Annotated in this window: 24 protein-coding genes; 11 read left to right on the forward strand and 13 right to left on the reverse strand. The window is 68.4% G+C overall.

Going from position 1 to position 24,458, the window contains the following annotated elements; translation table 11 throughout:
- Window positions 1-31: 31 nt before the first annotated feature.
- The 10 genes from gspE to gspG form a co-directional block, all read right to left on the reverse strand.
- On the reverse strand, window positions 32-1,432 hold the full coding sequence (gspE, locus tag P4826_RS16445; protein WP_317701440.1) for a type II secretion system ATPase GspE: 1,401 nt from the start codon (window positions 1,430-1,432) through the stop codon (window positions 32-34).
- Window positions 1,433-1,441: 9 nt separating this feature from the next.
- Entirely contained in the window at window positions 1,442-3,769 is a 2,328-nt protein-coding gene (gene gspD, locus P4826_RS16450) for a type II secretion system secretin GspD (protein ID WP_317701441.1), read from the reverse strand.
- 4 nt (window positions 3,770-3,773) lie between these two features.
- Window positions 3,774-4,559: a type II secretion system protein N gene (gene gspN / locus P4826_RS16455; RefSeq protein ID WP_317701442.1), complete on the reverse strand. Its 786-nt coding sequence runs from the start codon at window positions 4,557-4,559 to the stop codon at window positions 3,774-3,776.
- Window positions 4,560-4,605: 46 nt separating this feature from the next.
- Window positions 4,606-5,139, reverse strand: a complete 534-nt coding sequence (gspM, locus tag P4826_RS16460; RefSeq protein ID WP_317701443.1) for a type II secretion system protein GspM — start codon at window positions 5,137-5,139, stop codon at window positions 4,606-4,608.
- Entirely contained in the window at window positions 5,136-6,374 is a 1,239-nt protein-coding gene (gspL, locus tag P4826_RS16465; protein ID WP_317701444.1) for a type II secretion system protein GspL, read from the reverse strand. Before gspL ends, gspM begins: the two co-directional genes overlap by 4 nt.
- Window positions 6,371-7,330: a type II secretion system minor pseudopilin GspK gene (gene gspK, locus P4826_RS16470; RefSeq protein WP_317701445.1), complete on the reverse strand. Its 960-nt coding sequence runs from the start codon at window positions 7,328-7,330 to the stop codon at window positions 6,371-6,373. The genes gspL and gspK overlap by 4 nt, the downstream gene beginning before the upstream one ends.
- A gap of 119 nt (window positions 7,331-7,449) precedes the next feature.
- Entirely contained in the window at window positions 7,450-8,130 is a 681-nt protein-coding gene (locus P4826_RS16475; RefSeq protein WP_317701446.1) for a prepilin-type N-terminal cleavage/methylation domain-containing protein, read from the reverse strand.
- Window positions 8,130-8,489 carry a type II secretion system minor pseudopilin GspI gene (gene gspI, locus P4826_RS16480; RefSeq protein WP_317701447.1) on the reverse strand — a complete coding sequence of 120 codons (360 nt, stop codon included), beginning with the start codon at window positions 8,487-8,489 and terminating at the stop codon, window positions 8,130-8,132. The genes P4826_RS16475 and gspI overlap by 1 nt, the downstream gene beginning before the upstream one ends.
- The gene (locus P4826_RS16485; RefSeq protein ID WP_425605179.1) at window positions 8,486-8,962 is read right to left on the reverse strand and encodes a type II secretion system protein; all 477 of its coding nucleotides are present in this window, start codon (window positions 8,960-8,962) and stop codon (window positions 8,486-8,488) included. Before P4826_RS16485 ends, gspI begins: the two co-directional genes overlap by 4 nt.
- A 27-nt stretch (window positions 8,963-8,989) precedes the next feature.
- Window positions 8,990-9,367, reverse strand: coding sequence for a type II secretion system major pseudopilin GspG (gene gspG, locus P4826_RS16490; protein WP_317703778.1), 378 nt, complete (start codon window positions 9,365-9,367; stop codon window positions 8,990-8,992).
- Window positions 9,368-9,492: 125 nt separating this feature from the next.
- Between gspG and P4826_RS16495 the strand changes: the two genes are divergently transcribed.
- On the forward strand, window positions 9,493-10,032 hold the full coding sequence (locus tag P4826_RS16495) for a type II secretion system protein N (protein WP_425605180.1): 540 nt from the start codon (window positions 9,493-9,495) through the stop codon (window positions 10,030-10,032).
- A 27-nt stretch (window positions 10,033-10,059) separates the two neighbouring features.
- Here the strand turns inward: P4826_RS16495 and P4826_RS16500 are convergent, their stop codons facing one another.
- The 3 genes from P4826_RS16500 to ilvA form a co-directional block, all read right to left on the reverse strand.
- Complete coding sequence (locus P4826_RS16500) at window positions 10,060-10,650, reverse strand: histidine phosphatase family protein (RefSeq protein WP_317701448.1); 591 nt, start codon at window positions 10,648-10,650, stop codon at window positions 10,060-10,062.
- A complete protein-coding gene (locus P4826_RS16505; protein ID WP_317701449.1) occupies window positions 10,647-11,459 on the reverse strand; it encodes an adenosylcobinamide-GDP ribazoletransferase in 813 nt (270 codons plus the stop codon). The genes P4826_RS16500 and P4826_RS16505 overlap by 4 nt, the downstream gene beginning before the upstream one ends.
- A gap of 70 nt (window positions 11,460-11,529) precedes the next feature.
- Window positions 11,530-13,095 (reverse strand): threonine ammonia-lyase, biosynthetic, encoded by a 1,566-nt coding sequence (gene ilvA, locus P4826_RS16510; protein ID WP_317701450.1) that lies wholly within the window; start codon window positions 13,093-13,095, stop codon window positions 11,530-11,532.
- Window positions 13,096-13,372: 277 nt separating this feature from the next.
- Here ilvA and P4826_RS16515 point away from each other — a divergent pair, with 277 nt between their 5' ends.
- From P4826_RS16515 to P4826_RS16560, 10 genes are all read left to right on the forward strand, one after another.
- Window positions 13,373-13,822: an OsmC family protein gene (locus tag P4826_RS16515; protein WP_317701451.1), complete on the forward strand. Its 450-nt coding sequence runs from the start codon at window positions 13,373-13,375 to the stop codon at window positions 13,820-13,822.
- A 278-nt stretch (window positions 13,823-14,100) separates the two neighbouring features.
- Window positions 14,101-15,198 (forward strand): porin, encoded by a 1,098-nt coding sequence (locus tag P4826_RS16520; RefSeq protein ID WP_317701452.1) that lies wholly within the window; start codon window positions 14,101-14,103, stop codon window positions 15,196-15,198.
- A gap of 214 nt (window positions 15,199-15,412) precedes the next feature.
- A complete protein-coding gene (locus P4826_RS16525) occupies window positions 15,413-16,627 on the forward strand; it encodes a porin (protein ID WP_317701453.1) in 1,215 nt (404 codons plus the stop codon).
- A 154-nt stretch (window positions 16,628-16,781) separates the two neighbouring features.
- Window positions 16,782-18,362 carry an ABC transporter substrate-binding protein gene (locus tag P4826_RS16530; protein WP_317701454.1) on the forward strand — a complete coding sequence of 527 codons (1,581 nt, stop codon included), beginning with the start codon at window positions 16,782-16,784 and terminating at the stop codon, window positions 18,360-18,362.
- Between the two features lie 257 nt (window positions 18,363-18,619).
- The gene (locus P4826_RS16535; protein ID WP_317701455.1) at window positions 18,620-19,600 is read left to right on the forward strand and encodes an ABC transporter permease; all 981 of its coding nucleotides are present in this window, start codon (window positions 18,620-18,622) and stop codon (window positions 19,598-19,600) included.
- A complete protein-coding gene (locus P4826_RS16540) occupies window positions 19,600-20,820 on the forward strand; it encodes a M20 aminoacylase family protein (protein ID WP_317701456.1) in 1,221 nt (406 codons plus the stop codon). The genes P4826_RS16535 and P4826_RS16540 overlap by 1 nt, the downstream gene beginning before the upstream one ends.
- Before the next feature lie 77 nt (window positions 20,821-20,897).
- Window positions 20,898-21,809, forward strand: coding sequence for an ABC transporter permease (locus P4826_RS16545; RefSeq protein ID WP_317701457.1), 912 nt, complete (start codon window positions 20,898-20,900; stop codon window positions 21,807-21,809).
- Between the two features lie 5 nt (window positions 21,810-21,814).
- Window positions 21,815-22,789 carry an ABC transporter ATP-binding protein gene (locus P4826_RS16550; RefSeq protein ID WP_317701458.1) on the forward strand — a complete coding sequence of 325 codons (975 nt, stop codon included), beginning with the start codon at window positions 21,815-21,817 and terminating at the stop codon, window positions 22,787-22,789.
- Window positions 22,790-22,920: 131 nt separating this feature from the next.
- Window positions 22,921-23,910 (forward strand): ABC transporter ATP-binding protein, encoded by a 990-nt coding sequence (locus P4826_RS16555; protein WP_317703779.1) that lies wholly within the window; start codon window positions 22,921-22,923, stop codon window positions 23,908-23,910.
- A gap of 52 nt (window positions 23,911-23,962) precedes the next feature.
- A complete protein-coding gene (locus P4826_RS16560; protein ID WP_317701459.1) occupies window positions 23,963-24,457 on the forward strand; it encodes a YbhB/YbcL family Raf kinase inhibitor-like protein in 495 nt (164 codons plus the stop codon).
- The last annotated feature ends 1 nt before the right edge of the window (window position 24,458 follow it).

The raw sequence follows: 24,458 nt of genomic DNA on the forward strand, positions 1-24,458 counted from the left end.
GCGCCAGCGTAGCGGCGCCGCCGCTGCGCTGTCAATCGCGCGTCACGCGCAGCAGCTCCTCGCGGCTGGTGATGCCGGCGGCGACCAGGCGCTGGCCGTCCTCGCGCATCAGCTGCATGCCGCCGGCCAGGGCCTGGGCGCGCACCTCGGCCTCGGCCGTCTGGTCGTGGATCTGGGCGCGTATTGCGTCATTGACCAACAGCAGCTCGAACACCCCGGTGCGCCCGGCGTAGCCAGTGTGGCCGCAATGCTCGCAGCCCGTGCCGTGGTCGCCACCATGGCAGTGGCCGCAATACTTGCGCACCAGGCGCTGGGCCAGCACGCCGAGCAGCGACGAGGACAGCAAAAACGGCTCCACCCCCATGTCGGTCAGGCGCGTGATGGCGCTGGCCGCGTCGTTGGTGTGCAGCGTGGCCAGCACCAGGTGGCCGGTCAAGCTGGCCTGGATGGCGATCTGCGCGGTCTCGAAGTCGCGGATCTCGCCGATCATGATCACGTCCGGGTCCTGGCGCAGGATGGCGCGCAGGGCCTTGGCGAAGGTCAGGTCAATCTTTGCATTGACCTGGGTCTGGCCCACGCCCGGCAGCTCGTATTCGATGGGGTCTTCCACCGTCATGATGTTGCTGCGGCCGGCGTCCAGGCGCGAGAGCGCCGCGTACAGGGTGGTGGTCTTGCCCGAGCCCGTGGGGCCGGTGACGAGGATGATGCCGTGCGGCTGGGTGATCAGGCCCTCCAGGCGCGCCAGCACGTCGCCCTGCATGCCCACCGATTCCAGCGTCAGCTTGGACTCGCTCTTGTCCAGCAGGCGCAGCACGGCGCGTTCGCCATGGGCGTTGGGCAGGGTGGAGACGCGCACGTCGATGGCGCGCGTGCCCAGCCGCAGGCTGATGCGGCCGTCCTGCGGCAGGCGTTTTTCGGAGATGTCCAGATCGGCCATGATCTTCAGCCGGCTGATCAGCGCCGCGTGCAGCGCCCGGTTGGGCTGCACCACCTCGCGCAGCGTGCCATCGACACGAAAGCGCACGCTGGAATGGCGCTCGTAGGGCTCGATGTGGATGTCGCTGGCGCCATCGCGCACGGCCTGGGTCAGCAGGGCGTTGAGCATGCGGATGATGGGCGCGTCGCCGGCCGATTCGAGCAAGTCCTCGACCGCGGGCAGCTCCTGCATCATGCGCGAGAGGTCGGCCTCTTCCTCGACCTCGCTGACCACGGTGGCGGCGCTGGATTCGCTTTGCGCGTAGGCGGCGCTGATGCGTTGGGCCAGGAGGGCGGCGTCGATCTGCATGAGCTGCTGCACGGCGTGCTTGCGCAGCACCTCGGACAGCGCGCCGGCGTTGGGCGACGGGCCATGCCACAGCACGAGCTGCTGGCCGTCGTCTTCCAGCAGCAGCTGGCTGGTGCGCGCAAAGGCGTAGGGCAGGGGGTGGCGCATGCCTGTGCCTTACTGCGGGTTGCCGGCTTCGCCGCCCTGGGGCTGCGGCACGGTGCGTGCGGGTGCCGGCGGCGTGAGCATGACCGGCGCCAGCGGCGCGGGTACGGCGGTGGCGCCGGTGGCGCTGCCGCCTTGCAGCGGCGGCAATACCGGCGCATCGGACACGCTGCGCATCATGGTGCTGGGGGCTGGCTGGGTGTTTTGCTGCAGCGCGCGAATGGCCTCGTAACGGTCCACCATCAGCGCGTCGCTGGTGGCGCTGTCGCGTATCACCACCGGGCGCAGAAAGACCATCAAATTGGTCTTCTGGCGCTGGCGTTTTTCGTTGCGGAACAGCCCGCCCACCACGGGCAGGTCGCCCATCAGCGGCACCTTGTCCTGGCCCAGCGAGTAGCTGTCTTCCAGCAGGCCGCCGATGACGATCACGCTGCCGTCGTCCACCAGCACGGCGGACTCGATGGAGCGCTTGCTGGTCGAGGGGCCGTTCTGGTTGGTGAGTGTGGAGCTGTCCACCTTGGAGACCTCCTGGTACAGCGTCAGCTTGACCGTGCCGTTCTCGCTGATCTGCGGGCGCACGCGCAGCATCAGGCCCACGTCCTTGCGCTCCACGGTGGTGAAGGGGTTCACGGCGCCGTTGTTGCCGCCGGTGTTGGTGTATGAGCCGGTGGGGAAGGGCACGTTGTTGCCGATGATGATCTGCGCCTCTTCGTTGTCCAGCGTCATCAGGTTGGGGGTGGACAGCACGTTGGCATCGCCCGTGTTCTCCAGGAAGTTGGCCAGCGCGCCCAGGTAGTACTTGCCGTTGATGCGCGGGGCGATGGCCAGGTTCATGCCATTGCCCAGGGCGTTGCTGGTGAGCGACGCGTAGTTGCCCGTGGCAGCAGCCACCGCCAAGTCGATGATGTTGCCGCCGGCCACGTTGGAGTTGGTGCCTATCACCCCAACGGCGCCGTTGCCGTAGTTGCCGAAAGCGGTTTGCCACTGGATGCCGAACTCGGCCACCTTGTTGGCGCTCACCTCCACGATCAGGCTCTCGATCAGCACCTGGGCGCGCCGGCCGTCCAGCTTGTCGATCACGGCGCGCAGCTGGCGGTACTGCGGCTCGGGCGCGCTGATGATGAGCGAGTTGGTCGTCGGGTCGGCCTGTATCTGTCCGCCCGTGCTGGGCTGGTTGCTGTTGCCGCCGCGGTTCAGGCCCGTGGCAGTGCCCGAGCCCAGGCCGCCGCCGGTGCTGCTGCCCATGGCGCTGCTGCTCAGGCTGCTTTGGTTCCCCATGCCGCCTGACGGGCTGGTTTGCGCCAGGCCGCTGACGCCCGTGCCGCCGCTCGAGGTGGCGCCGGCGCCGCCGCCCGGATTGCTTGCCTGCAGCGCGGCGCGCAGCGTGGCGGCCAGCTTCACGGCGTCGGCATTCTTCAGGTAGACCACATGGATGTTGCCGCTGGCCGCCGAGCTGCCGGGCGCGGCCGGCTGGTCCAGCTTGGCCACCAGCGAGCGCACCAGCGCCAGCCGCGCGGGATTGGCCGCGCGCACGATCAGCGCGTTGCTGCGTGGCTCCGCCAGCAGCGTGGTCTTGAAGGCGGTGTCGGTCTGGCCCTGGGTTGCGGCCGGTGCGGCCCCGGTGCTGCCCGAGCCCTCGACCAGCCGCGCCACCAGCGGCGCCAGGTCGGAGGCCAGCGCGTGCTGCAGCGGTATCACCTCCAGGTCGGTGGCGTTGGAGACATCCATGGCGGCGATGATGCGCGCCAGCCGCTGCAGGTTGTCGGCGTAGTCGGTGATCACCAGCGAGTTGTTGCCGGGGTTGACGTTGATGGTGTTGTTCGGGCTGATCAGGGGGCGCAGCACCGGCACCAGGTTGTTCGCGTTCTCGAAGTTGAGCTTGAAGATCTGCGTCACCATCTGCCCGCCCGCGGGGGCGCTGCCGCTGCTGCCCTGGGTCACGCTCACGGCGCCGGTCTGCAGCTTGGCGTCGGCCTCGGGCACCACCTTGTACAGCCCGCCCGATTCGACCACCGTGAAGCCCTGCAGCCGTAGCGCCGCCTGGAACTGCTGGAAGGCCGCCGCCGGCAGCACGGCGTTCTCGGTCACCAGCGTGATCTGGCCCTTGACGCGTGGATCGACCACCACGTTGCGGCCGGTGATGGTGGCCATGGTGCGCGCCACGGCCTCGATCTCGGCGTTGGCGAAGTTCAGCGTCACCGGCTCGCTGGCGCGCACGCTGGGCGGATTGGATTTGGCTGTAGTTTGTGCATTGATTTGGCCGTTAGCGCATACCAGTAAAGCGTAAACAGCTATCGAATGAAGAGCAAAACGCCATGGGTGTCGGGAAGAGAAAGGCATAGGTTCACCCCAGGGTGATGATGGATCGTGCGCCGCTGCGCCGTCCGATGATGTTCAGAAGATTCGCCAGCGCCGCCGCGCGCTCGGGCGCGGCGCTGGCCTCGCCGGTAAAACGCAGGCGCTGCCCCACCCACTGGCCGTTGCCCGACAGCAGCAGCGCGCCATCCAGCGTAGACAGCGTAAGCTGCGGTGCCTGGCCGCCCGAGCCGCCCTGCAGCAGCAGCCGGTAGCTGCCCATGGGCCGCAGCGTGGACAGGCGCGAGGACATGTCCAGCGCATCCAGCCGCGCCTGGCCCTGCAGCTGCATGCGCCCGGCCGCCCATTGCAGGGCCAGGCCGGTGGTGACCAGCTGCAGCCGGCCCTGTGGCTGCACGGTGTTCCAGGGCGTGCCCAGGCCGGCCAGCACGCCGGCCGGCCATTGGCTCTGGCCATCGGTGATCTGCAGTTGCAGTGCGCCCAGGCCTAGCGCGGCGCGCAGCGTGAGCGGCTGGGCCGTGCAGCAATCGGCCGCAATCTCTGCCTGGGCGCCGCCCCAGGCGGGGCGCAGGCGCCAGCGCACGCGCCCGGGCAGGGCGGCCTGGTCTTCGCTGCCGGCGCCGCCGGTCAGCACCAGCCGGGCCGAGCCCGTCCACACCGTGCCCTGCGCCTGCTGCAACTGCAGCTGGCCGCCGCTGGCCTGCTGCACCCCGCCGGCCAGCCAGCGCGCCGGCGCCCACAGCGCCAGCGCGGGCAATGCCCCCAGGCACAGCCCGAGCGCGGCCCAGCGCCAGGGCGCGCGTGGCACTGCCATGGGGGAGCGGGCGTGGGGGCTGCGGGACATGGACGACTGGCGCGCCTCAGTTTGGCGGCAGGGCCAGGGTCAGCGTGCCGTTCCACGGCGCGGGGGGGCTGGCGCCGCCGGTGCTGGCCGTGTTGCGCATCAGCCGGGCCTCGGTGGGCACGGCGCGCGTCGTGCTGCGCACCTGGGCCAGCCACTGCGCCAGGGCCTCGGGCGGGACATCCTTCAGCGTGATGGCGGCCCGGTCGCCGGTGGTGCTCATCTGTGTGCCGGCGCTCAGCTGCTGCCCCAGCGAGCGCCACAGCACGGGCAGGGTCTCGTTGCCGGTGGGGCGCGGTATGTCCTTGAGATGCAGGGCCTGGGCCTGCAGGGCCTGCATTTGCTGCAGTTGCGCGTCCAGCGCGGCGTGGCGCGCCGGCGACGCGCGCAGCTGCGCCAGCGCCGGGGCCAGCAGCAGCGACCACAAGAGGGCCAGGCCGAGTACGGTGGCGGCGGCCAGCACCAGGGTCTGTTCACGCGGCGCCAGGCTGGCCCAATGCTGGCGCAGCGCGGCGGCCATGGCCCGGGGTGGGGGCATTGCGTTCGGGTTCATGGGCGGTCCTGTGTGCGCACCAGCAGGGTGCCTTCTTGCGCGCGGGCCTCATAGCCATGGGCGGCCAGGCGCTGGTTCATGGCGGCAAGCTCCTCGGGCTGCAGCTGCACCCCGCGCAGCACCAGATCGCCGTGGGTGTATTCGATCTGCGCCGGTACCTGTGTTGGCGGCAGGGCGGCGCCGGCGGCGGCCATGAGCGGCTCCAGATCCTGGCGCTCCAGGCTGCCGGTGGCCTGGCGCAGCTGGGCCAGTTCACGCTGCATCTGCACCGGCGCATCCACCACGGCCTTGATGTGCGGAAAGGTCTGGGTGAGGATGGCGCGCAGGCCGGCCTGCTTGGCCGCCAGCGCCTGGCGATCCTGCCAGGCCCACAGGTTCAGGCCTATGACCTGCGCGGCCAGTGCCAGGCCCAGGGCCCAGCGCGCGGCGCGCCATTGGGGGGCGCGTGCAAAGGCGCCCGCGGCGCTGCCCAGGCGGCGCATGAGGCGCGTGCGCCCGCTGCTGGCCAGGTCGAACTGGGCCAGATCCCAGTCGCCGCGCGCGGCGGCCAGGGCGCGCTGGCTGGCGGTGCGCAGCTGCACCGGGCGGCCCAGCAGGCGCTCGGCCAGCGCGGCCACGGCGGGTTCGGCGCGCACCGGCAGGGGGTCTTCATCTTCATCGCCCGGTGCCTGGGTGAAGAGCGCCCTGGCGGCCGCCAGCGGCAGCACGGCCACGGCCTGCTGCGCGCCATGGCCGGTGAGCACGGCGTAGGCGTCTTCGGGCTGGCCCAGCACCTCGCATTCCTCGCGTCCGCTGGCCGTGGGGCCGGGAGCGAACTCCGGCACCACGCGATCGGCCGGGCGGCCCGCGGCCTCCAGCGCCTGCAGGGCCTGGCGCAGCCAGGCGCGGTCGCACACGGCGACCCAGATCGGGCTGCCGGCCTGGGCACCCGGCTGCAGGGCAAAGTGCAGCTGGGCCGGGTCGTCGAGCAGCTGCTCTTCCAGCAGGCCGTCGAGCACGGCGCGCAGCCGCGCGCTTTGCGCCAGCGCGCCCGGGGGCAGCGTCACGCGCTGCCAGGACAGGGCGCGCACCGGCACCACGGCCACCACTTCGCCGGTGCGGCCCGGGTCGGGCAGCAGGGCGGCGCTGGCGCTGGCTTGCTGGGTGGCGTTGTGGCCGTCGACCGTGAGCGTGTAGCTGTAGTCGGCGGGGGCCTGCGGCGAGCCCAGGGGCAGGGTGATGACGAGGGTGCTCATGGGATGGAGGTCGGGCGGGGCATTTTAGGGCCCAGTGCGGTGTCGTCCAGGGCGCTCAGGCCGCCGCGCTCGCGCCACAGGGTGCGCACGTCGCCGCGCTGCTTGAAGACCAGGGAGCGCTCCTCGACCACGGCGCCATCCAGGCGCAGCCGGCCGCGCACCTCGAAGTAGTGCGACGCCACCGCATGCGTGCTGGCGCTGATGGCGCTGCTGCCGCGCACCAGCTCGGCCGCGTCGGCCAGGTTGCGAAAGTACTGGCTCTCGCGCCGCTGCACCAGGCGCTGGGCGTCGGCCATGTCCAGGCCGTCGGCGCTGGCCCACAGCACCACGGCGCTGGCGGTGTTCAGGTTGACCAGGGTGCGCACCGGCAGCAGCGTGACATGGGGCGCCAGCGCCGCGATGGAGGGCTGCGGCAGCCCCCACCAGCCCAGCTGGGCCACGCTTTGCGGCAGCAGCGGCGTGTTGTTCGGCTCGCCCTCGCGCGTCGTGGCCAGCAGCACCGCCTGCGCCAGCTGGTCAAGCTGCTGGCGCGGCAGGCCCAGGTAGTCGAACAGGCGCGCGAACTGCCGCTGCGCGGTGGCGTCCACCTGCTTGTCGCCGGCCAGGTTGCGCAGGTTCAGCAGGCCCTGCTGGTCGGTGATCTGGCCGGACAGAAAGGCGTCGGCGGTGTCGGTGCTGGCATCCTCCACCTGGGCCACGTTGCGGTTGGCGGCCAGAAAGGTGGACAGGCGCGCCTCCTGCAGCGGCACGGCCCAGGGTTCGCTGAGGTTATCGGTGCCGTCGCCGCCCTGCGCCAGCGAGTCCTCGCGCAGTATCAGGCGCGACCAGTCCAGCGCGCCGACCAGGATCCAGGCCGACTGGATGCGCCCGCGCTCGGCGGTCTCGACCTCGATAGCGCGCCACTGCTGCCACATGGCCGCGGCGGCAAAGGTGGCCACCAGGGTCACGGTGAGCATGGCCGTCAGCAGCGCGGCGCCTGCCTGGCTGGCACGTTGTGCGTTGTGCGTTGTGCGTTGTGCGTTGCGCGCGCGCCCCCGCAAAACCCTGGACGCCCATCGCTCAACGTTCCGGGCCCTCATGACTTGCCCCCGCCCAGCAGCGGGTTCGCCCAGTCGCGCGTGACCACGCCGGCCAGCGCGCCGCCCTCGGGCAGCGTGAGCTGCAGGCGCACGCCCTCGGGAATGCTGGCCGCGGTGCTGCTCAGCCCGCCGGGCGCCTGCGGCAGGCTGGCGCCGGTGTTGGCCGACTGTGCATTGGCCCAGGCACCGCCGCGGTAGTAATACAGCTGCCAGCCGGCCAGCGGCATGAGCAGCGTTTCGCGCTCGCGCTCGGCGCTGCTGGGCGTGCGCGCCCACTGCGCGGCGCGGGCCCAGGCCTCGCTCCATTCGGCGCGCGTGCGCACCGGGGGCGACTGCCAGCGCAGCCAGCGGTTGGTGCCGTCCGCGTTGCGCAGCGCCCAGGCGACGACGATGGCGCCCTCGTCGGGCTGGCGCATGCCGCGGCGCGTCAGGCGCAGCGCCTGGCCATCCCAGGCCAGGGGCTCGGTGTGCTCGATGGCCTGCAGCGCGTCCAGGTCGGCGCCCCATTGCGCCAGCACGGTCTGCAGCTCCAGCACGGCGTCGGCGCGCTCGCGCGTGATCTGCTGCGCGCGCACCATGCCGTCCAGCCCGCGCCAGCTGACGATGGCCAGCAGCGCCATCACCGCAATGGCGACCAGCAGCTCGACCAGGGTGAAACCGGGCTGCCCGCGCCGCATCAATACCTTCCCACGATGGTGGACAGGCGCAGCACCGGCGCCTGTGCGTCAAACACCTGCGCATCCACGCGCCGGAACTGCGGGTTCGGCGTGGGTGTCACGCTCACCGCCACTTCGTAGCCGCGCCCGGCCTGCTCGCAGACCACGCGCGCGTCGCCAATGGCCGGCATCTGGCGCGACAGGCGTACCTTGACCAGCTCGTTCTCGGCGCAGGCATGGGCCAGCACCACGTCGGTCTGGCGTGCGGTGTTGCGCGTCAGGGCGGATGTGGCCTGCAGCCCCGCCATCAACGCAATGGCCACGATGGCCAGGGCCACCAGCACCTCGACCAGCGTGAACCCAGCCGCCTTGTCTTTCATGGCAGGGCCTGCGCGCTGAAGGGCCGCAGCCCGTCGGTGGCCACGCGCACGGCGCGCTCGGGGTGGGCCTGGCTGACGATCAGCACCTGCTGCGCGCCTATCAGTGGCTCGGGCCCCAGCCACAGCGTTGCCGGGCCGCGCACCGAGGTGGCGCTGTCCAGCCAATGGCGCGGCAGCTGGCTGCCCACCAGGCCCTCAAACTGAAAGCCCTGGGCATCGGCGCGCCAGCGCACGGCCGCACCCGAGGCGCGCGACTGCGCCCGCGCCGCCTCCAGCAGCGCCGCCAGGCGCTCGCCCTCGCGCTGCAGCGCCGCAGCGCCGCTGTCACGCAGCGCCAGGCCCACGCCGGCCGTGGCCAGGGCGATGATGGCGATCACCACCAGCAGCTCAAGCAGTGTGAATCCGCCCTGGGCCACCGCGCGGCCGGGTGGCTCTTGCGCGGCGCCTGCCGGCATGGCTTGTGCCAGTGTCATGCGTGGACTGGCCGTGGCGTGAGGGCGTTACTGCCAGCTGCCAATATCGGCATTCTTGCCCTCGCCGCCGGACTGGCCGTCGGCGCCGAAGGACATCACATCCACTTCGCCCTTGATGCCCGGGTTCAGGTACTGGTAGGGGTGGCCCCAGGGGTCGTTGGGCAGCTTTTCCAGGTAGGGGCGCCAGTTGCCGGGCACCGGGGCGGTGGCGGGCTTGGCGATCAGTGCCTGCAGGCCTTGTTCGGCCGTGGGGTAGCGCTGGTTGTCCAGGCGGTAGAGCTTGAGCGCCTGTGAGATGTTGGCGATGTCGGTGCGCCCGGCGGTCACGCGCGCGTCATCGGCGCGATCGAGCACATTGGGCACGATGAGCGCGGCCAGCACGCCGATGATCACCAGCACCACCATGAGCTCGATCAGGGTGAAGCCCGCGGCGAGGCGGCGGCGGGCATGTTGTGCAAAAGAAGGGTGGGAGGAGGGCGTCACGGCGCGGCAAATCCGGTAGAGCGAAAGCGCTCAATGATAATGCTGGCATGGCAACACTCTCACTCACCCGCTGGGCCCCGCCCCTTGCCACTCTGGTGCTGTGGGCACTGGCCGGCGCCAGCGCGGTCTATTGGGGGCTGAGGCTGTCCGAGCCCGCGGCCGGCCCGGCGCCCGTGGCCGCCGCGCCCGAGCCCATCCTGCCCGACGCGCAGGCGCTGGCCCGGCTGCTGGGCGCCCATGCCCAGGCGGCCGCCGCCACGCCGGCCGCGGCCAGCCGTTTCACGCTGCTGGGTGTGCTGACCGGCACGCAAAGTGGTGACGGCGCGGCACTGATCGCCGTGGACGGCAAGCCTCCCCGGCATTACCGCGTGGGCGCCGCCATCGAGCCCGGCCTGGTACTGCAGTCGCTGGGCCGGCGCGAGGCGCGCCTGGGCGCCAGTGTCGATGGCGCCACCACGCTGGCCCTGGAGTTGCCGCGCCAGCTGGGCCTGCAGGGGCAGGGCGCGCCGGCGACTCAGCCCATGCGCCAGCAGGCGCCGCGGATGCAGCAGGCGCCAGCGGCCCAGCCGCCCCAGCAATACGAATAGCCCGCCTGCCGTCAGGCTCTCAACCTCTCAGGCCCAGCCCTGGGTTGGCAGGGCCACGCTGACCCAGGCGCCAAAATCAGGTGCCTGCAGCGGCCACTCATGCGCCTGCGGCGCACGTCCTGGCCCATGCTGCTGCAGCCATTGCACGCAACGCGCAACCCCGGCATGGCTGATCCAGACCATGTCCGCGCCCTGGTCATGGGCGCGGGCCGCGGCATCGCGCAGGGCCAGGGCCACGCGCTGCAGCATGGCCGCCAGCGACTCGCCGCCGCCGGGAGCATGGCCGGCCAGATTGGTGGCCCAGGCGTCGATCTCGGCGCGGGCGATGGCGCTCCAGGCCTGGCCCTCCCAGGCGCCAAAGTCGGTCTCGGCGATGCGCGGCTCCGGGTTTGAAGCCAAATCGGGCCGCAGCGCCCGCAGTTCAAGCGCCAGCAGCTCGCATCTTTGTAGTGGCGAATGCCATACGCCGGCCACCTTGGCCGGCAGGGCATGTGCCAGTGCCGTGGCGGCGCTGCGGCTGGCGCTGGCGTCGGCGGCCATGTCCAGCCGGCCGTAGCACAGGCCGGGCGCGACCAGCGGGCGCGCATGGCGCACCAGCCACAGCCTTGGGCCGTTCATGCCGCGCGTGGCGCCAGGGCCATGGCCGCGCCCAGGTAGAAGGCAATCTCGGCCACCTGCTGCGTGGCGCCCAGGCAGTCGCCGGTAAACCCCTGCAGGCGGCGGGCAAAACGCCACAGCATCCAGGCGCCGCCCAGGGCGCTGCACAGTACGGATACTATTAAAACACTAGCGCCTAGCGCTTGGTACATAAGTGCTAGAGGCAAAAAACACCATAGGATTGCGGCCGCCAGGGCGCGACCCGTGATCTGATCTGCCAGCGGCTTGCTCTTGGACGTGGCCGTATCCCCCACATGGGGCAGGGCGCGCACCACGAAAAGTGGCCACAGGCGCGAGAGCACATGCGCGCCCAGTAGGGCCCACAGCGCCACCTCCAGCCCCAGGCTGCCCAGCTGCGCCAGCAGCGCCAGCTTGGCGCCAAGGGCCAGCACCAGGGCCATGGCGCCGAATGCGCCAATGCGCGAGTCCTTCATGATGGTGAGCGCGCGCTCGCGCTCATAGGCCCCGCCCAGGCCGTCGGCCACGTCGGCCAGACCGTCCTCGTGAAAGCCACCGGTCACCAGCACCGTGGCGATGGTGCTGCCCACGGCTGCCACCAGCGGCGCAAAACCCTGGCCGCCCAGTGCCCACCAAAGCGCCGCATACACGCCCATGGCCACGGCTGCCACCAGCCAGCCCACACCGGGGAAATGCGCGCTGGCCGCGCGCAGCATGGCCGGGCTATAGCCCACCCAGGCCGCCAGCCGGCCCGTGACCGGCAGGCGTGTGAAGAACTGCACGGCCAGCAGGTAGTGGCGCAGGGCTTGCATGGGTGCTTGTTAACTGATGGCTGTTGGCGCTTCCATGCCGGCGAGACGCCGGCGCTCCCAGTAGGCGCTGTCAGCCTCCATTGGCCTTCAGGAACAGCCGGTACGCCGGGTTCTGCGTTTCCTCGACATAAGGGTAGCCCAGCGCCTGCAAGAACGCGTCGAACGCGGCGGCATCCTCCGCCGGCACCTGCATGCCGACCAGAATGCGGCCATAGTCCGCGCCCTGGTTGCGGTAGTGGAACAGCGAGATGTTCCAGGTCGGCTGCATCAGGCTCAAGAACTTGAACAGCGCGCCCGGCCGCTCGGGGAATGTGAAGCGCATCAGGCGCTCGTCGCGCGCCAGCTGCGAGCGCCCGCCCACCAGGTGGCGCAGATGCTCCTTGGCCAGCTCGTCGTGCGTCAGGTCCAGCGACTCGAAGCCTTGTTTGGCGAAATTCCTGGCGATCTTCTCCGACTCGCCCCGGCCATGGGTGGACAGGCCCACGAACACATGGGCCAGCCGCTCGTGGCTGATGCGGTAGTTGAACTCGGTCACGTTGCGCGGCCCGCCGGGCAGCGCGCCCACCACCTCGCAAAAGCGCTTGAAGCTGCCGCGCTCCTCGGGGATGGTGACGGCGAACAGCGCCTCGCGCTCCTCGCCCACGTCGGCGCGCTCGGCCACGAAGCGCAGGCGGTCGAAGTTCATGTTCGCGCCCGAGAGGATGGTGGCGTAGGTCTCGCCCTTGGTCTTGTGCTTCGCCACGTATTGCTTGATTGCCGCCACGCCCAGGGCGCCGGATGGTTCGACGATGCTGCGCGTGTCGGCAAAGATGTCCTTGATGGCGGCGCAGACGGCGTCGGTGTCCACGATCACGTAGTCGTCCACCAGGTCATGCGCCACGCGGAAGGTCTCCTCGCCCACCAGCTTCACGGCCGTGCCATCGGCAAACAGGCCCACGTCGGGCAGCTGCACGCGCGCATGCTGACGCGCCGATTGCGCCATGGCGTCCGAGTCGTTCATCTGCACGCCGATGACCTTGGTCTGCGGGCTCACCGCCTTCAGGTAATTGGCCACGCCGGCAATCAGCCCGCCGCCGCCGATCGGCACGAACACGGCATCCAGCCGGTGGCTGCCCAGCGCCTGCAGCTGGCGCAGCAGCTCCATGGCGATCGTGCCCTGGCCGGCGATCACGTCCGGGTCGTCAAACGGGTGGACGAAGCTCAGGCCCTGCTCCTGCTGCAGGCGCAGCGAATGCTCGTAGGCGTCGGAATAGCTGTCGCCCACCAGCACCACCTCGCCGCCCAGCGTCTTCACCGCGTCCACCTTCACCTGCGGCGTGGTGGTCGGCATGACGATCACGGCGCGCGTGCCCAGCCTGGCCGCGCTCATGGCCACGCCCTGCGCGTGGTTGCCGGCCGAGGCGCAGATCACCCCCTTGGCCAGTTGCTCGGGCGAGAGCTGCGCCATCTTGTTGTAGGCGCCGCGCAGCTTGAAGCTGAACACCGGCTGTTGATCCTCGCGCTTCAACAGCACCTTGTTGTGCAGGCGCCGCGACAGCGCGCGTGCGGGCTGCAGGTCGGACTCCACGGCCACGTCGTAGACGCGCGCCGTGAGAATTTTCTTCAGGTAATCGAGGGGGGTGAGGGGCTGGGTCATGATGTCATCCGGCGCGGCGTTCGTGCGCGGCCGGCCGGGGCGCCATCATAGGGGCCAGTCCGCAGCGGCCGCGCGGGGCAAAAAAAAGCCCCAAGCGGTAAAGCCTGGGGCTGAATCCATCCTTTGAGGAGATGGAGGAGACAATCGGTGCGAACCCCGCTCTGTTAACAGTGCGTAACGGGTAACGCATGGCTGCATTGTATGCCCGAAGGTTTTTGCATTGCAGCAAAATCGGTATTTTTTTAAGGGTTCGCCCTAATTGTTGGAGAAACGCCACATGGAATGCACCGTCAGCTGGACCGGCAACGCCGGCACAAGGTCCGGCATGGGATTCATCGCCGAAACCGGCAGCGGCCATATCCTGGCCATGGACGGCGCGCCCGACGCCGAGCGCCCCGAGAGCGGTGGCCAGAACCTGGCCCCACGCCCCATGGAGGCCGTGCTGGCCGGCACCGGCGGTTGCACCGCCTACGACGTGGTGCTGATATTGAAGCGTGGCCGCCACGACGTGCGCGGCTGTAGCGTGCGCTTGACCTCAGAGCGCGCCGCCACCGAGCCCAAGGTCTTCACCCGCATCCACATGCACTTCACCGTCACCGGTCGCGGCATTCCGGCCAGCGCGGTGGAGCGTGCCATCGCCATGAGCCACGAGAAATACTGCTCGGCCAGCATCATGCTGGGCAAGACGGCGCAGATCACCACGGGCTTCGAGATCGTCGAGGGCTGATGCGTCGATGCCAGAGGCCTGCAGTCTGGTCGGGCGCAGATCCGGCCATGGCCTGGTGGCGCCAGGCAAATGTTGCAGGTCTGCAACGGAAAACTGCGTTTACCCCCCTTTTCGGCCGTTAATACGGGAATTTCTTTGCGCATCCTGGCGCCCTCTGTTGCAATAAGACCAACTTCCCCACCAGGAGGTTGGCCCGGGGAGCCGGCGGGCGGGTGCGGGTAGCACCCACTAAGACCCTCACGATCCGGTGCCCTCTGTTTAACCTTGGAGTACTCGTAATGAAAAAATCCCTGATCGCCCTGGCAGTGCTGGCCGCTTCCGGCGCCGCAATGGCGCAGTCTTCCGTGACCCTGTTTGGCGTGGCCGATGCTGGCGTGACCTTTGTCGACGGCGCGCGGAACTGGACTGGCCTGACCTCCGGCAACCAGTTGACCAGCCGCATTGGCTTCCGTGGCACGGAAGACCTGGGCGGTGGCCTGAAGGCCAACTTCTGGCTGGAAGCCGGTCTGAATCTGGACAACGGCGACGGCAACTCGAGCTACTCTGCTGCTGGCGATGGCAACTCTTTTGCCTTCAAGCGCCGCTCCACCGTGGGTCTGGAAGGCGGCTTCGGTGAGGTGCGCCTGGGCCGCGAACTGACCGCTGCCTATAGCGCTGTGTTCCGTTACGACGTGTTCGGTTCCGTGGGTCTGGGTGCTTCCCAGCTGTGGGCCAATGGTGGCAATGGTGATGCCGCTGGTGCCGTCGACAACGCCGCTCGCACCACCGATCAACGCGTGAGCAACGCAGTGACCTATGTGTCGCCCAACTTTGCAGGCTTCAAGGTTGCGGCGAACTATGGCTTTGGTGAGGTGGCTGGCCAGAACAGCCAGCGTCGCTACATGGGTCTGGGCGCAACCTACGACAACGGCCCTCTGAGCCTGGGCCTGAGCGGCGAGCAACTGAGCCGCAATGACTCCGCTTTGACCGCTGGTGACATCACTGCCTGGAGCCTGGGTGGTTCGTATGACCTCGGCGTGGCCAAGCTGCTGGCTGGCTATCGCCAGTCCACCGTGGACAACTTCGCCTTCGCCTCCACTGGTGCAGATGCCAAGCGCAAGGGCTACATGCTGGCTGTGACTGCTCCCGTGGGACCCGGTCTGGTGCGTGCCGCCTACAACCGCTATCAGGACAGCCAGACTGGCACCGCCGACGCCAAGGCCGATCACTTCGCCATTGGTTATATCTACAGCCTGTCCAAGCGCACTTCCGTGTACGGCACCTACGCCTACCTGAAGAACAAGAACGGCGGCACCCGTTTCTCGATCAACGGCGACGCTGGTCTTGACAACGGCAAGCAACAAGGCCTGCAAGTGGGTATGACCCACGCCTTCTAATGCCCGGCTGGCTTGAAGCCAGCTTTGCATGAAGACCAAAAACCGCTGCCTTCGGGTGGCGGTTTTTTTTCGTCCGCAGTTAAGCCAGTCGCCTGCGTAACACCAACCTAGGGGAAACGCCTGTGGCATGGATGCCATAGCGTATTGGTTCCTGTGATGGGGCTTCTTAGAATGAAACCTTCTGATACTTTATTGAGAGGGAGCGAGAGAAGCCATGCGTCTGTTGACCAAGAAAAACACCGTCCTGGCCGCGCTGGCCCTGTGTGCCACCGGAGCGGCTATGGCCCAGGCGGCCAACACCAGCAAGGTGGAGCTGTGGGGCATCGTGGACGTGGCCGTGCGCCACACCAATAACGAGGGTGCCGCCAAGACCGGCCTGACGAAGATGATAGGCGGCGGCATGTCGCAAAGCCGCTGGGGCATCAATGTTGAGGAAGACCTGGGCGGCGGCAGCAAGGCCCTGGCCTTCCTGGAAAACCGTTTTGACGCCGACGCGGGCAACTCAGCCATCGGCGCGCCGTTCTTCCAGCTGTCCTATCTCGGCCTGCAAGGCCCCTACGGCCGCCTGACCGCCGGGCGCCAGTGGAACGTGCTCTTCGACGTGGTGACCAGCACCTATGCCTCCTTCCCCTATTCGCCCTACATGGAGGCCTACAAGCCCGAACTGGGCCTCGCCATGGGGGCGCGCACCAGCAACATGCTGAAGTACATGTTCGCCACGCCGGATCGCAGCTTTGTGGGCGGGTTGCAGTATTCCTTTGATGAGAACAACGATACCAAGGCACTGGAAGCGGGCCTGCCCGGCTCTGCGGCCCAGGTGCCCGCCTTCGTGGCCGGCACGCTCAATGGCGGCGCATGGAAGACCATGGGCGGCTATCTGCGCTATGCCGCCAGCGGTGCCGCCGTGGGTGGCGGCTATCTGCGCACCACCTTGCCCGGCGGCACGGATGTGGATGCCTGGACGTTGGGCGGTTCGTACCGCACGGGGCCCTGGTACCTGAGCACCGGCTATGCCTTGAACAAGGCCAAGTTCGCCACGGTGACCAGCCCGGTCGTGGGCTTTCGCAATGCGGTGGATGGCGCCCTGCTGGGCCAGTTCTGGTCGGGTCAGAGCAACGGCGGCTACCAGCCGGGTGATGCCAACAAGCGCCAGCTGTTCAAGATCGGCGTGGGCTACCAAGTCACGTCCCAGCTGAACCTGGGCGCACATTACTTCCGCGGCAAGCAGACGGGCTCGGCCACGGGCACGTCCAACGGCAATGCCAACTTCTATGTAGCGGTTGCCGACTACGCCTTCAGCAAGCGCACCGACGCCTACTTTGGCGTGGACCACACCAGCATCAGCGGCGGCAGTGCGATCGTGCTGGATACGGCAAGCAAGGCCCGCAGCCGCACCGGCATCACCGTCGGCGTGCGTCACCGCTTCTGACCCAAGCCATTCCCTGGCGCAAAAACCTCCTTCGGGAGGTTTTTTGCTTTGACGAACCGCAAAGTGGATGCCAATGCCATCACAGGGTTTTCCCTTGCATGCACAGGGGCCGCACACTGCCATAGTCGCCGGTTTTGCTTTTCAGAGGGTTTCCATGCAACTCCGTGCCTTGTTCCTGTCCATGGCCGCAGCATCCGTGCTGGCTGCCGCGCCTGTGGCTCATGCCAAGACTTTCAAATGGGCCAGCCAGGGCGAGATATCGACCTGGGACATTCACTCGCAGAACAACGCGCTGCAGAACGCGCTGCACTCCTACGTGTACGAAAGCCTGGTGTATTACAACAGCCGCACCTTTGCCGTGGAGCCCTTGCTGGCCACAGCCTGGCGCGAGGTCAGCCCCACGCAGGTGCGCTTTACGCTGCGCCAGGGCGTGAAGTTCCAGGATGGCTCGGCCTTCACGGCCGACGATGCGGTGTATTCGCTGCAGCGCGCCATGTCCAAGACCTCCAACTACACGCCTTATGTGCAGGGCATCAGCAAGGTGGCCAAGGTGGATGCCGGCACCATCGATGTCTTCCTGGCGGCGCCCAACCCGGTGCTGCTGCGCCAGATGACCGAGCTGCGCATGATGAGCAAGGCCTGGGCCGAGAAGAACAAGTCGGTCGAACCCAAGGATATGAAGGGCAAGGACGAGAACTTCGCCCACCGCAATGCCATGGGCACGGGGCCGTACACCCTGGAGTCTTGGCAGCCGGACGTGAAGATGGTCTTCAAGCGCAACCCGAACTGGTGGGGCCAGATGGACGGCAATGTGACCGAGATCGTCTACACGCCGATCAAGTCGGCGGCTACGCGCATCGCCGCGCTGCTCTCGGGCGAGGTGGACATGGTGCTCGACCCTTCGCCGCAGGACTTGCAGCGCCTGCGTTCCACGGACGACATCCGCGTGGTCGATGGCCTGGAGAACCGCACCATCTTCCTGGGCATGGATCAGTTTCGCGACGAGCTGGTGGGCTCCAATGTGAAGGGCAAGAACCCGCTCAAGGACTTGCGCGTGCGCAAGGCCTTGTACCAGGCCATCGACGCCAACGCGCTCACGCGCAACATCCTGCGCGGCTTGGGCAAACCCACGGGCACCCTGGTGGCGCCGCAGGTGGCGGGCTGGACCGAGGCCGTGGGCAATCGCCTGCCCTATGACGTGGAAGGCGCCAAGAAGCTGCTGGCCGAGGCCGGCTACGCCGAGGGTTTCGAGGTGGACTTCGCCTGTCCGAACAACCGCTACATCAACGACGAGGCCATTTGCCAGGCGGTGACCGCGATGTGGGCGCGCATTGGCGTCAAGGCCAAGCTGCGCACCCTGCCGCTGGTGAGCTACTTCCCCATGATCCAGCGCAGCGAGGCCAGCATCTACATGCTGGGCTGGGGCGTGCCGACCTTTGATGCGCTGTACAGCCTGCAGTCGCTCACGCGCAGCGTGGGCCAGGGGGGCGACGGCAATTACAACGTGGGGCGCTACAAAAATGAGCGCATGGACTACCTGGTAGACCGCGTCAAGGTGGAGACCGACGCCCCCGTGCGCACGCGCATGCTGACCGAGGCGCTGCAGCTCTCGGGCGAAACCGTGTCGCATATTCCGCTGTACGACCAGGTCATCCCCTGGGCCATGAAGAAAAAGGTGGAGCTGGTGCACCGCGCGGACAACCGGGTGGATATGCGGCTGGTGAAGATCAACTGATTTTTGCACCCTCTCCCGCTGGCGGGAGAGGGCTGGGGTGAGGGTGGTTAATAAGGGCGCTGCGGCTCATCACCCCCTCACCCCCACCCTCTCCCCCTTGGGGGAGAGGGAGTAAAGCTGTGCCAGACAAGTGTTGCCGGCTTTCAAGAAAACTCTGGATCACCGAGCCCGATGGCGGGACGAAATACCTGCTCGGCCGACTGTCGCAACTCTACGGGCCGGTGTAGCATGGCCCGACCTACTGCGCTCATACAACAATGCTTGCCTTCATACTGCGCCGCCTCCTGCAGGCCGTGATCGTCATGGTCACCGTGGCCTTCATTGCCTTCATGTTGTTCCAGTTCGTGGGCGACCCGGTGGCCATCCTGCTCGGGCAGGACGCCACGCCCGACCAGGTGGCCGAGATGCGCGCCGCACTGGGGCTGGACAAGCCCTTCGTGGTGCAGTTCTGGCATTTCCTGGTGAATGCGGCGCAGGGCGAGTTCGGCCTGTCGCTGCGCCAGGGCGCCAAGGTCTCGCGCCTGATCGCCGAGCGCTTTCCGGCCACGCTGGAGCTGTCGCTGGTGGCGGCCTTCATCGCGCTGGCGCTGGGCGTGCCCATGGGCGTGTATGCGGCGCTCAGGCGCGGCAGCTTCATGAGCCAGCTGTTCATGACGCTGTCGCTGCTGGGTGTGTCGCTGCCCACCTTTCTGATCGGCATTCTGCTGATCCTGGTGTTCTCGGTGACGCTGGGCTGGTTCCCCAGCTTCGGGCGCGGCGAGGTGGTGCAGCTGGGCTGGTGGAGCACGGGGCTGCTGACGGCCAAGGGCTGGCACCACATCGTGCTGCCGGCCATCACCCTGGCCATCTTTCAGCTGACGCTGATCATGCGCCTGGTGCGCGCCGAGATGCTGGAGGTGCTGCGCACCGACTACATCAAGTTCGCCCGCGCGCGCGGGTTGAGTGACCGGGCCATCCACTTCGGCCATGCGCTCAAGAACACCCTGGTGCCGGTGATGACCATCACCGGCCTGCAGCTGGGCGGCCTGATCGCCTTCGCCATCATCACCGAGACCGTGTTCCAGTGGCCCGGCATGGGCCTGCTGTTCATCCAGGCCGTGACCTTTGCCGACATTCCGGTGATGGCCGCCTACCTGTGCCTGATCGCGCTGATCTTCGTGGTCATCAATCTGGTGGTGGACCTGCTGTACTTCGTCGTCGATCCGCGCCTGCGCGTGGGTGGCAAGGGAGGGCATTGATGCTGGCTCCGCGCTTCAAGGCCGGCGGGCGCGCCTTTGCGCAGATCGCCGAGTTTCACCCCGAGCTCACCGCGCTGCGCCGCGACCTGCATGCCCACCCCGAGCTGGGCTTTGAGGAGGTCTACACCAGCGCCCGCGTGTGTGAGGCGCTGCGCGCCGCCGGCGTCGACGAGGTGCACGAGGGCGTGGGCCGCACCGGCGTGGTCGGCGTGATCCACGGCCAGGGGCGCAGCAGCGGCAGCATGATTGGCCTGCGCGCCGACATGGACGCACTGCCGATGACCGAGCACAACGACTTCGCCTGGAAGTCCGCCAAGAGCGGCCTGATGCACGGCTGCGGCCACGACGGCCACACCACCATGCTGGTGGGCGCGGCGCGCTATCTGGCGGCCACGCGGCAGTTTGACGGCACGGCGGTGCTGATCTTCCAGCCGGCCGAGGAGGGCATGGGCGGGGCACGCGTGATGATCGAGGACGGGCTGTTCGATCGCTTTCCCGTGCAGTCGGTGTACGCCATGCACAACTGGCCGGCGATGAAGCCCGGCACCGTGGGCATCAACAGCGGCGCGATGATGGCCGCCGCCGACCGGGTGACCATAGACATCACCGGTCGCGGCGGCCACGGCGCCCACCCCTACCAGACGGTGGATGTGGTGCTGGTGGCGGGGCACATCATCACGGCGCTGCAAAGCATCGTCTCGCGCAATGTGCGCGCACTCGACAGCGCGGTGGTCAGCCTGTGCGCGGTGCAGGCCGGCGACCTGGGCGCCTTCAGCGTGCTGCCGGGCCAGGCCACGCTGGTGGGCACGGTGCGCGCCTTCGACCCCGCCGTGCAGGACATGGTGGAGCAGCGCATCAAGGACTTGTGCCACGCCACGGCCCTGGGCTTTGGCGCCACGGCCACGGTGCGCTATGAGCGCATCTACCCCGCCACCATCAACACCGAGGCCGAGGCGCGCTTTGCCGGCGACGTGGCCGCCGCCCTGGTGGGCGAGGATGGTGTGGACCGTGACCTGGAGCCCAGCATGGGCGCGGAGGATTTCTCCTTCATGCTGCAGTCCCGCCCCGGCGCCTACCTGCGCCTGGGCCAGGGCATGGGCGCGGGCAACAGCACCTTGCACAACAGCCGCTACGACTTCAACGACGACATCCTGCCCCTGGGCGCGGCGCTGCATGCCGGGCTGGTGGAGCGTGCCATGCCGTTGGCGGGCGGGCAATAAACATAAAAATGGCCTGTAGCGCCCGTCAATCAAGCGCAACAAGCTACTAATTTAATAGTAACCAACGATTTGCAGCCATGATGAACACCTTATCGCGCTGGTATGACAGCGACGTGGCCCACAGTTTCCGATCCTCGCCCGTGGCCATTCTGGCGGCGCTGATTGCTCTGGTCTGCGCGGTCTGCGCGCTGTTTGCCGGCTGGGTCGCGCCACACAACCCGTTCGACCTGTCCACGCTGGAGCTGTCGGACGCGCGCCTGCCGCCCTGGTGGCTGGAGGGCGGCACCAGCAAGTACCCGCTGGGAACGGATGACCAGGGGCGCGACATCCTCTCGGCGCTGATCTACGGCGCGCGCATCTCGCTCATCGTCGGTCTGGCCTCGGTGCTGCTGTCGGTGGTGCTGGGTGTGGCCCTGGGCCTGGTGGCGGGTTTTCGCGGCGGCTGGGTCGATGGCCTGCTGATGCGCATGTGCGACGTGATGTTGTCGTTTCCCGCCATCCTGATCGCTCTGCTGATTGCCGGCGTGGCGCGCGCGGTGTTTCCGAATGCTCCCGAGTGGCTGGCCTTCGGCGTGCTGATCATGGCGATTTCGCTGACCGGCTGGGTGCAGTACGCGCGCACGGTGCGCGGCTCCACGCTGGTGGAGCGCAACAAGGAATATGTGCAGGCCGCCCGCGTGACCGGCGTGGCGCCGATGCGCATCATGCGCAAGCATGTGCTGCCCAATGTGCTGGGGCCGGTGATGGTGCTGGCCACCATACAGGTGGCCACGGCCATCATCACCGAGGCCACGCTGTCGTTCCTGGGCGTGGGCGCGCCACCCACCTCGCCGTCGCTGGGCACGCTGATCCGCATCGGCAACGACTATTTGTTTTCGGGCGAGTGGTGGATCACCATCTTCCCCGGCGTGATGCTGGTGCTGATCGCCCTGTCGGTGAACCTGCTGGGCGACTGGCTGCGTGATGCGCTCAATCCCCGTTTGCGTTGAAGCCTATGTCCTTACTCGAAGTACAAAACCTGGTCGTTGAATTCCCCGGCCGCCGCGGCACGCTGCGGGCGCTGGACGATGTGTCGTTCTCCATCGCGCCGGGCGAGATCCTGGGCGTGGTGGGCGAATCGGGCGCGGGCAAGTCGCTCACCGGCGCCTCCATCATCGGCCTGCTGGAGCCGCCGGGGCGGGTGGCCAGCGGCCAGATCCGGCTGGAGGGTCAGCGCATAGACAACCTGGGCCACGAGCAGATGCGCCATATCCGCGGGCGCAAGATAGGGGCCATCTTCCAGGATCCGCTGACCTCGCTGAACCCGCTGTACACCGTGGGCCAGCAGCTGGTCGAGACCATATTGACCCACCTGCCCATGAACGCCGCGCAGGCGCGCCAGCGCGCCGTGGAGCTGCTCAAGGACACCGGCATCCCTGCGGCCGAGCAGCGCGTCGATCACTACCCGCACCAGTTCTCGGGCGGCATGCGCCAGCGCGTGGTGATCGCCCTGGCGCTGGCGGCCGAGCCGCAGCTCATCGTGGCCGACGAGCCGACCACGGCGCTGGACGTGTCCATCCAGGCGCAGATCATTGGGCTCTTGAAGACCATCTGCAAGACGCGCGGCGCGGCCGTGATGCTGATCACGCACGACATGGGCGTGATCGCCGAGACCTGCGACCGCGTGGCCGTGATGTATGCCGGCCGCGTGGCCGAGATCGGCCCCGTGCACGAGGTCATCAACCACCCCGCCCATCCCTATACCGTCGGCCTCATGGCCTCCATCCCCGACATGGAGGAGGAGCGCGAGCGCCTGAACCAGATCGACGGCGCCATGCCGCGCCTGAACGCCATCCCGAAGGGCTGCGCCTTCAACCCGCGCTGCCCGAAAGTCTTTGAGCGCTGCCGCCAGGAGCGGCCCGACCTGATGAGCGCAGGCGCCACCCAGGCCGCCTGCTGGCTGCACGCCGCGAACAAGGAGGCCGCATGAGCACGGGCAATGTCTCCTTCCCCCTCTGGGGGAAGGCCGGGATGGGGGCCAGCCTCGTTGAGCAGGGCGCGGGCGGTGCCGGCCCCCACCCCAACCCTCCCCCAAAGGGGGCGGGAGAGGTAAAGCCGCTGGTGCAGGCGCACGACCTGGCGCGCACCTTCGACGTCTCCGCCCCCTGGCTCAACCGGGTGATCGAGCGCAAGCCGCGCCAGCTGCTGCACGCCGTGGACGGCGTGAGCTTCGAGATCGAAAAGGGCAAGACCCTGGCCCTGGTGGGCGAATCCGGCTGCGGCAAGAGCACGGTGGCGCGCCTGCTGGTCGGCCTGTACGAGCCCACGCGCGGCGGCTTCACGTTTGACGGCCAGGATGCGCACGCGGCCTTCAAGGGCAACGACGCACGCACAATGCGCCGGCGCATACAGATGATTTTCCAGGACCCGTATGCCAGCCTGAACCCGCGCTGGCTGGTCGAAGACATCATCGCCGAGCCGCTGCGCGAGCATGGCCTGATCAGCGACAAGGCCGCGCTCAAGGAGCGCGTGGGCCAGCTGCTCACTTCCGTGGGCCTGGCCGCGGCCGACATGGCCAAGTACCCGCACCAGTTCTCGGGCGGGCAGCGCCAGCGCATCTCCATCGCACGCGCCCTGGCCACCGAGCCCGAATTTCTGGTCTGCGACGAACCCACCAGCGCCCTGGACGTATCGGTGCAGGCCCAGGTGCTGAACATCATGAAGGACCTGCAGAAGAAGCAGGGCCTGACCTATCTGTTCATCAGCCACAACCTGGCCGTGGTGCGCCATGTGAGCGACCAGGTCGGCGTGATGTACCTGGGCCGCCTGGTGGAGCTGGCCGACAAGCAGCAGCTGTTTGCCAGCCCGCGCCACCCGTACACGCGCATGCTGCTGGACGCCATCCCCAAGATGCATGACACCGGCCGCGCGCGCACGCCAGTGCAGGGCGAGGTGCCCAATCCACTCAACCCGCCGCCCGGCTGCGCCTTCAACCCGCGCTGCCCGTTTGCCAACGACCGCTGCCGTAGCGAGCGCCCGCAGCTGTTGAACCAGGGCGGCACACGCGTGGCCTGCCATGCCGTCGAGGAGGGGCGCATTTCGGGGGCGTAGCGGCGGGGCATACTGCGGGCCTCATGTTCATCACAGCAAAGGAGCATTGCCCATGACCACCTTCACCCTCAGCAGCCCCGACATTGCCGCCGGCGCCAGCATTGACCCGAGCTTCGAGTTCGACGGCTTTGGCTGCAGCGGCAAGAACCAGTCGCCCGTGCTGCGCTGGAGTGGCGCCCCCGTGGGAGCTAAGAGCTTCGCCGTGCATGTCTACGACCCGGACGCGCCCACGGGCTCGGGCTTCTGGCACTGGTATGTGATCGACCTGCCAGCCGGCGTGACCGAGCTGGCCGCCAACGCCGGCGCCCAGGGCGGCGCCAACCTGCCCCAGGGCGCGCGCCAGATCCGCAATGACTACGGCAGCTACTCCTGGGGCGGCTGCTGCCCGCCGCCCGGCGACAAGCCGCACCGCTACATCTTCACCGTGCATGCGCTGTCGGTGGATCGCATTGACGTGCCCGACGACGCGCCCGCCGCGCTGACCGGCTTCATGGTCAATGCCAACACCCTGGCCAAGGCTTCCTTCACGGCGACCTACGGGCGTTGAG

Source organism: Diaphorobacter limosus, from assembly GCF_033100095.1.
Taxonomy (GTDB): Bacteria; Pseudomonadota; Gammaproteobacteria; order Burkholderiales; family Burkholderiaceae_C; genus Alicycliphilus; species Alicycliphilus limosus.

Excerpts from the sequence above, each read along its gene's own strand:
- gspE (WP_317701440.1), bottom strand. The coding sequence starts at position 1,432 with ATGCGCCACCCCCTGCCCTACGCCTTTGCGCGCACCAGCCAGCTGCTG.
- gspD (WP_317701441.1), bottom strand. The coding sequence starts at position 3,769 with ATGCCTTTCTCTTCCCGACACCCATGGCGTTTTGCTCTTCATTCGATA.
- gspN (WP_317701442.1), bottom strand. The coding sequence starts at position 4,559 with ATGGCAGTGCCACGCGCGCCCTGGCGCTGGGCCGCGCTCGGGCTGTGC.
- gspM (WP_317701443.1), bottom strand. The coding sequence starts at position 5,139 with ATGAACCCGAACGCAATGCCCCCACCCCGGGCCATGGCCGCCGCGCTG.
- gspL (WP_317701444.1), bottom strand. The coding sequence starts at position 6,374 with ATGAGCACCCTCGTCATCACCCTGCCCCTGGGCTCGCCGCAGGCCCCC.
- gspK (WP_317701445.1), bottom strand. The coding sequence starts at position 7,330 with ATGCTCACCGTGACCCTGGTGGCCACCTTTGCCGCCGCGGCCATGTGG.
- P4826_RS16475 (WP_317701446.1), bottom strand. The coding sequence starts at position 8,130 with ATGCGGCGCGGGCAGCCCGGTTTCACCCTGGTCGAGCTGCTGGTCGCC.
- gspI (WP_317701447.1), bottom strand. The coding sequence starts at position 8,489 with ATGAAAGACAAGGCGGCTGGGTTCACGCTGGTCGAGGTGCTGGTGGCC.
- P4826_RS16485 (WP_425605179.1), bottom strand. The coding sequence starts at position 8,962 with ATGACACTGGCACAAGCCATGCCGGCAGGCGCCGCGCAAGAGCCACCC.
- gspG (WP_317703778.1), bottom strand. The coding sequence starts at position 9,367 with ATGGTGGTGCTGGTGATCATCGGCGTGCTGGCCGCGCTCATCGTGCCC.
- P4826_RS16495 (WP_425605180.1), top strand. The coding sequence starts at position 9,493 with ATGGCAACACTCTCACTCACCCGCTGGGCCCCGCCCCTTGCCACTCTG.
- P4826_RS16500 (WP_317701448.1), bottom strand. The coding sequence starts at position 10,650 with ATGAACGGCCCAAGGCTGTGGCTGGTGCGCCATGCGCGCCCGCTGGTC.
- P4826_RS16505 (WP_317701449.1), bottom strand. The coding sequence starts at position 11,459 with ATGCAAGCCCTGCGCCACTACCTGCTGGCCGTGCAGTTCTTCACACGC.
- ilvA (WP_317701450.1), bottom strand. The coding sequence starts at position 13,095 with ATGACCCAGCCCCTCACCCCCCTCGATTACCTGAAGAAAATTCTCACG.
- P4826_RS16515 (WP_317701451.1), top strand. The coding sequence starts at position 13,373 with ATGGAATGCACCGTCAGCTGGACCGGCAACGCCGGCACAAGGTCCGGC.
- P4826_RS16520 (WP_317701452.1), top strand. The coding sequence starts at position 14,101 with ATGAAAAAATCCCTGATCGCCCTGGCAGTGCTGGCCGCTTCCGGCGCC.
- P4826_RS16525 (WP_317701453.1), top strand. The coding sequence starts at position 15,413 with ATGCGTCTGTTGACCAAGAAAAACACCGTCCTGGCCGCGCTGGCCCTG.
- P4826_RS16530 (WP_317701454.1), top strand. The coding sequence starts at position 16,782 with ATGCAACTCCGTGCCTTGTTCCTGTCCATGGCCGCAGCATCCGTGCTG.
- P4826_RS16535 (WP_317701455.1), top strand. The coding sequence starts at position 18,620 with ATGCTTGCCTTCATACTGCGCCGCCTCCTGCAGGCCGTGATCGTCATG.
- P4826_RS16540 (WP_317701456.1), top strand. The coding sequence starts at position 19,600 with ATGCTGGCTCCGCGCTTCAAGGCCGGCGGGCGCGCCTTTGCGCAGATC.
- P4826_RS16545 (WP_317701457.1), top strand. The coding sequence starts at position 20,898 with ATGATGAACACCTTATCGCGCTGGTATGACAGCGACGTGGCCCACAGT.
- P4826_RS16550 (WP_317701458.1), top strand. The coding sequence starts at position 21,815 with ATGTCCTTACTCGAAGTACAAAACCTGGTCGTTGAATTCCCCGGCCGC.
- P4826_RS16560 (WP_317701459.1), top strand. The coding sequence starts at position 23,963 with ATGACCACCTTCACCCTCAGCAGCCCCGACATTGCCGCCGGCGCCAGC.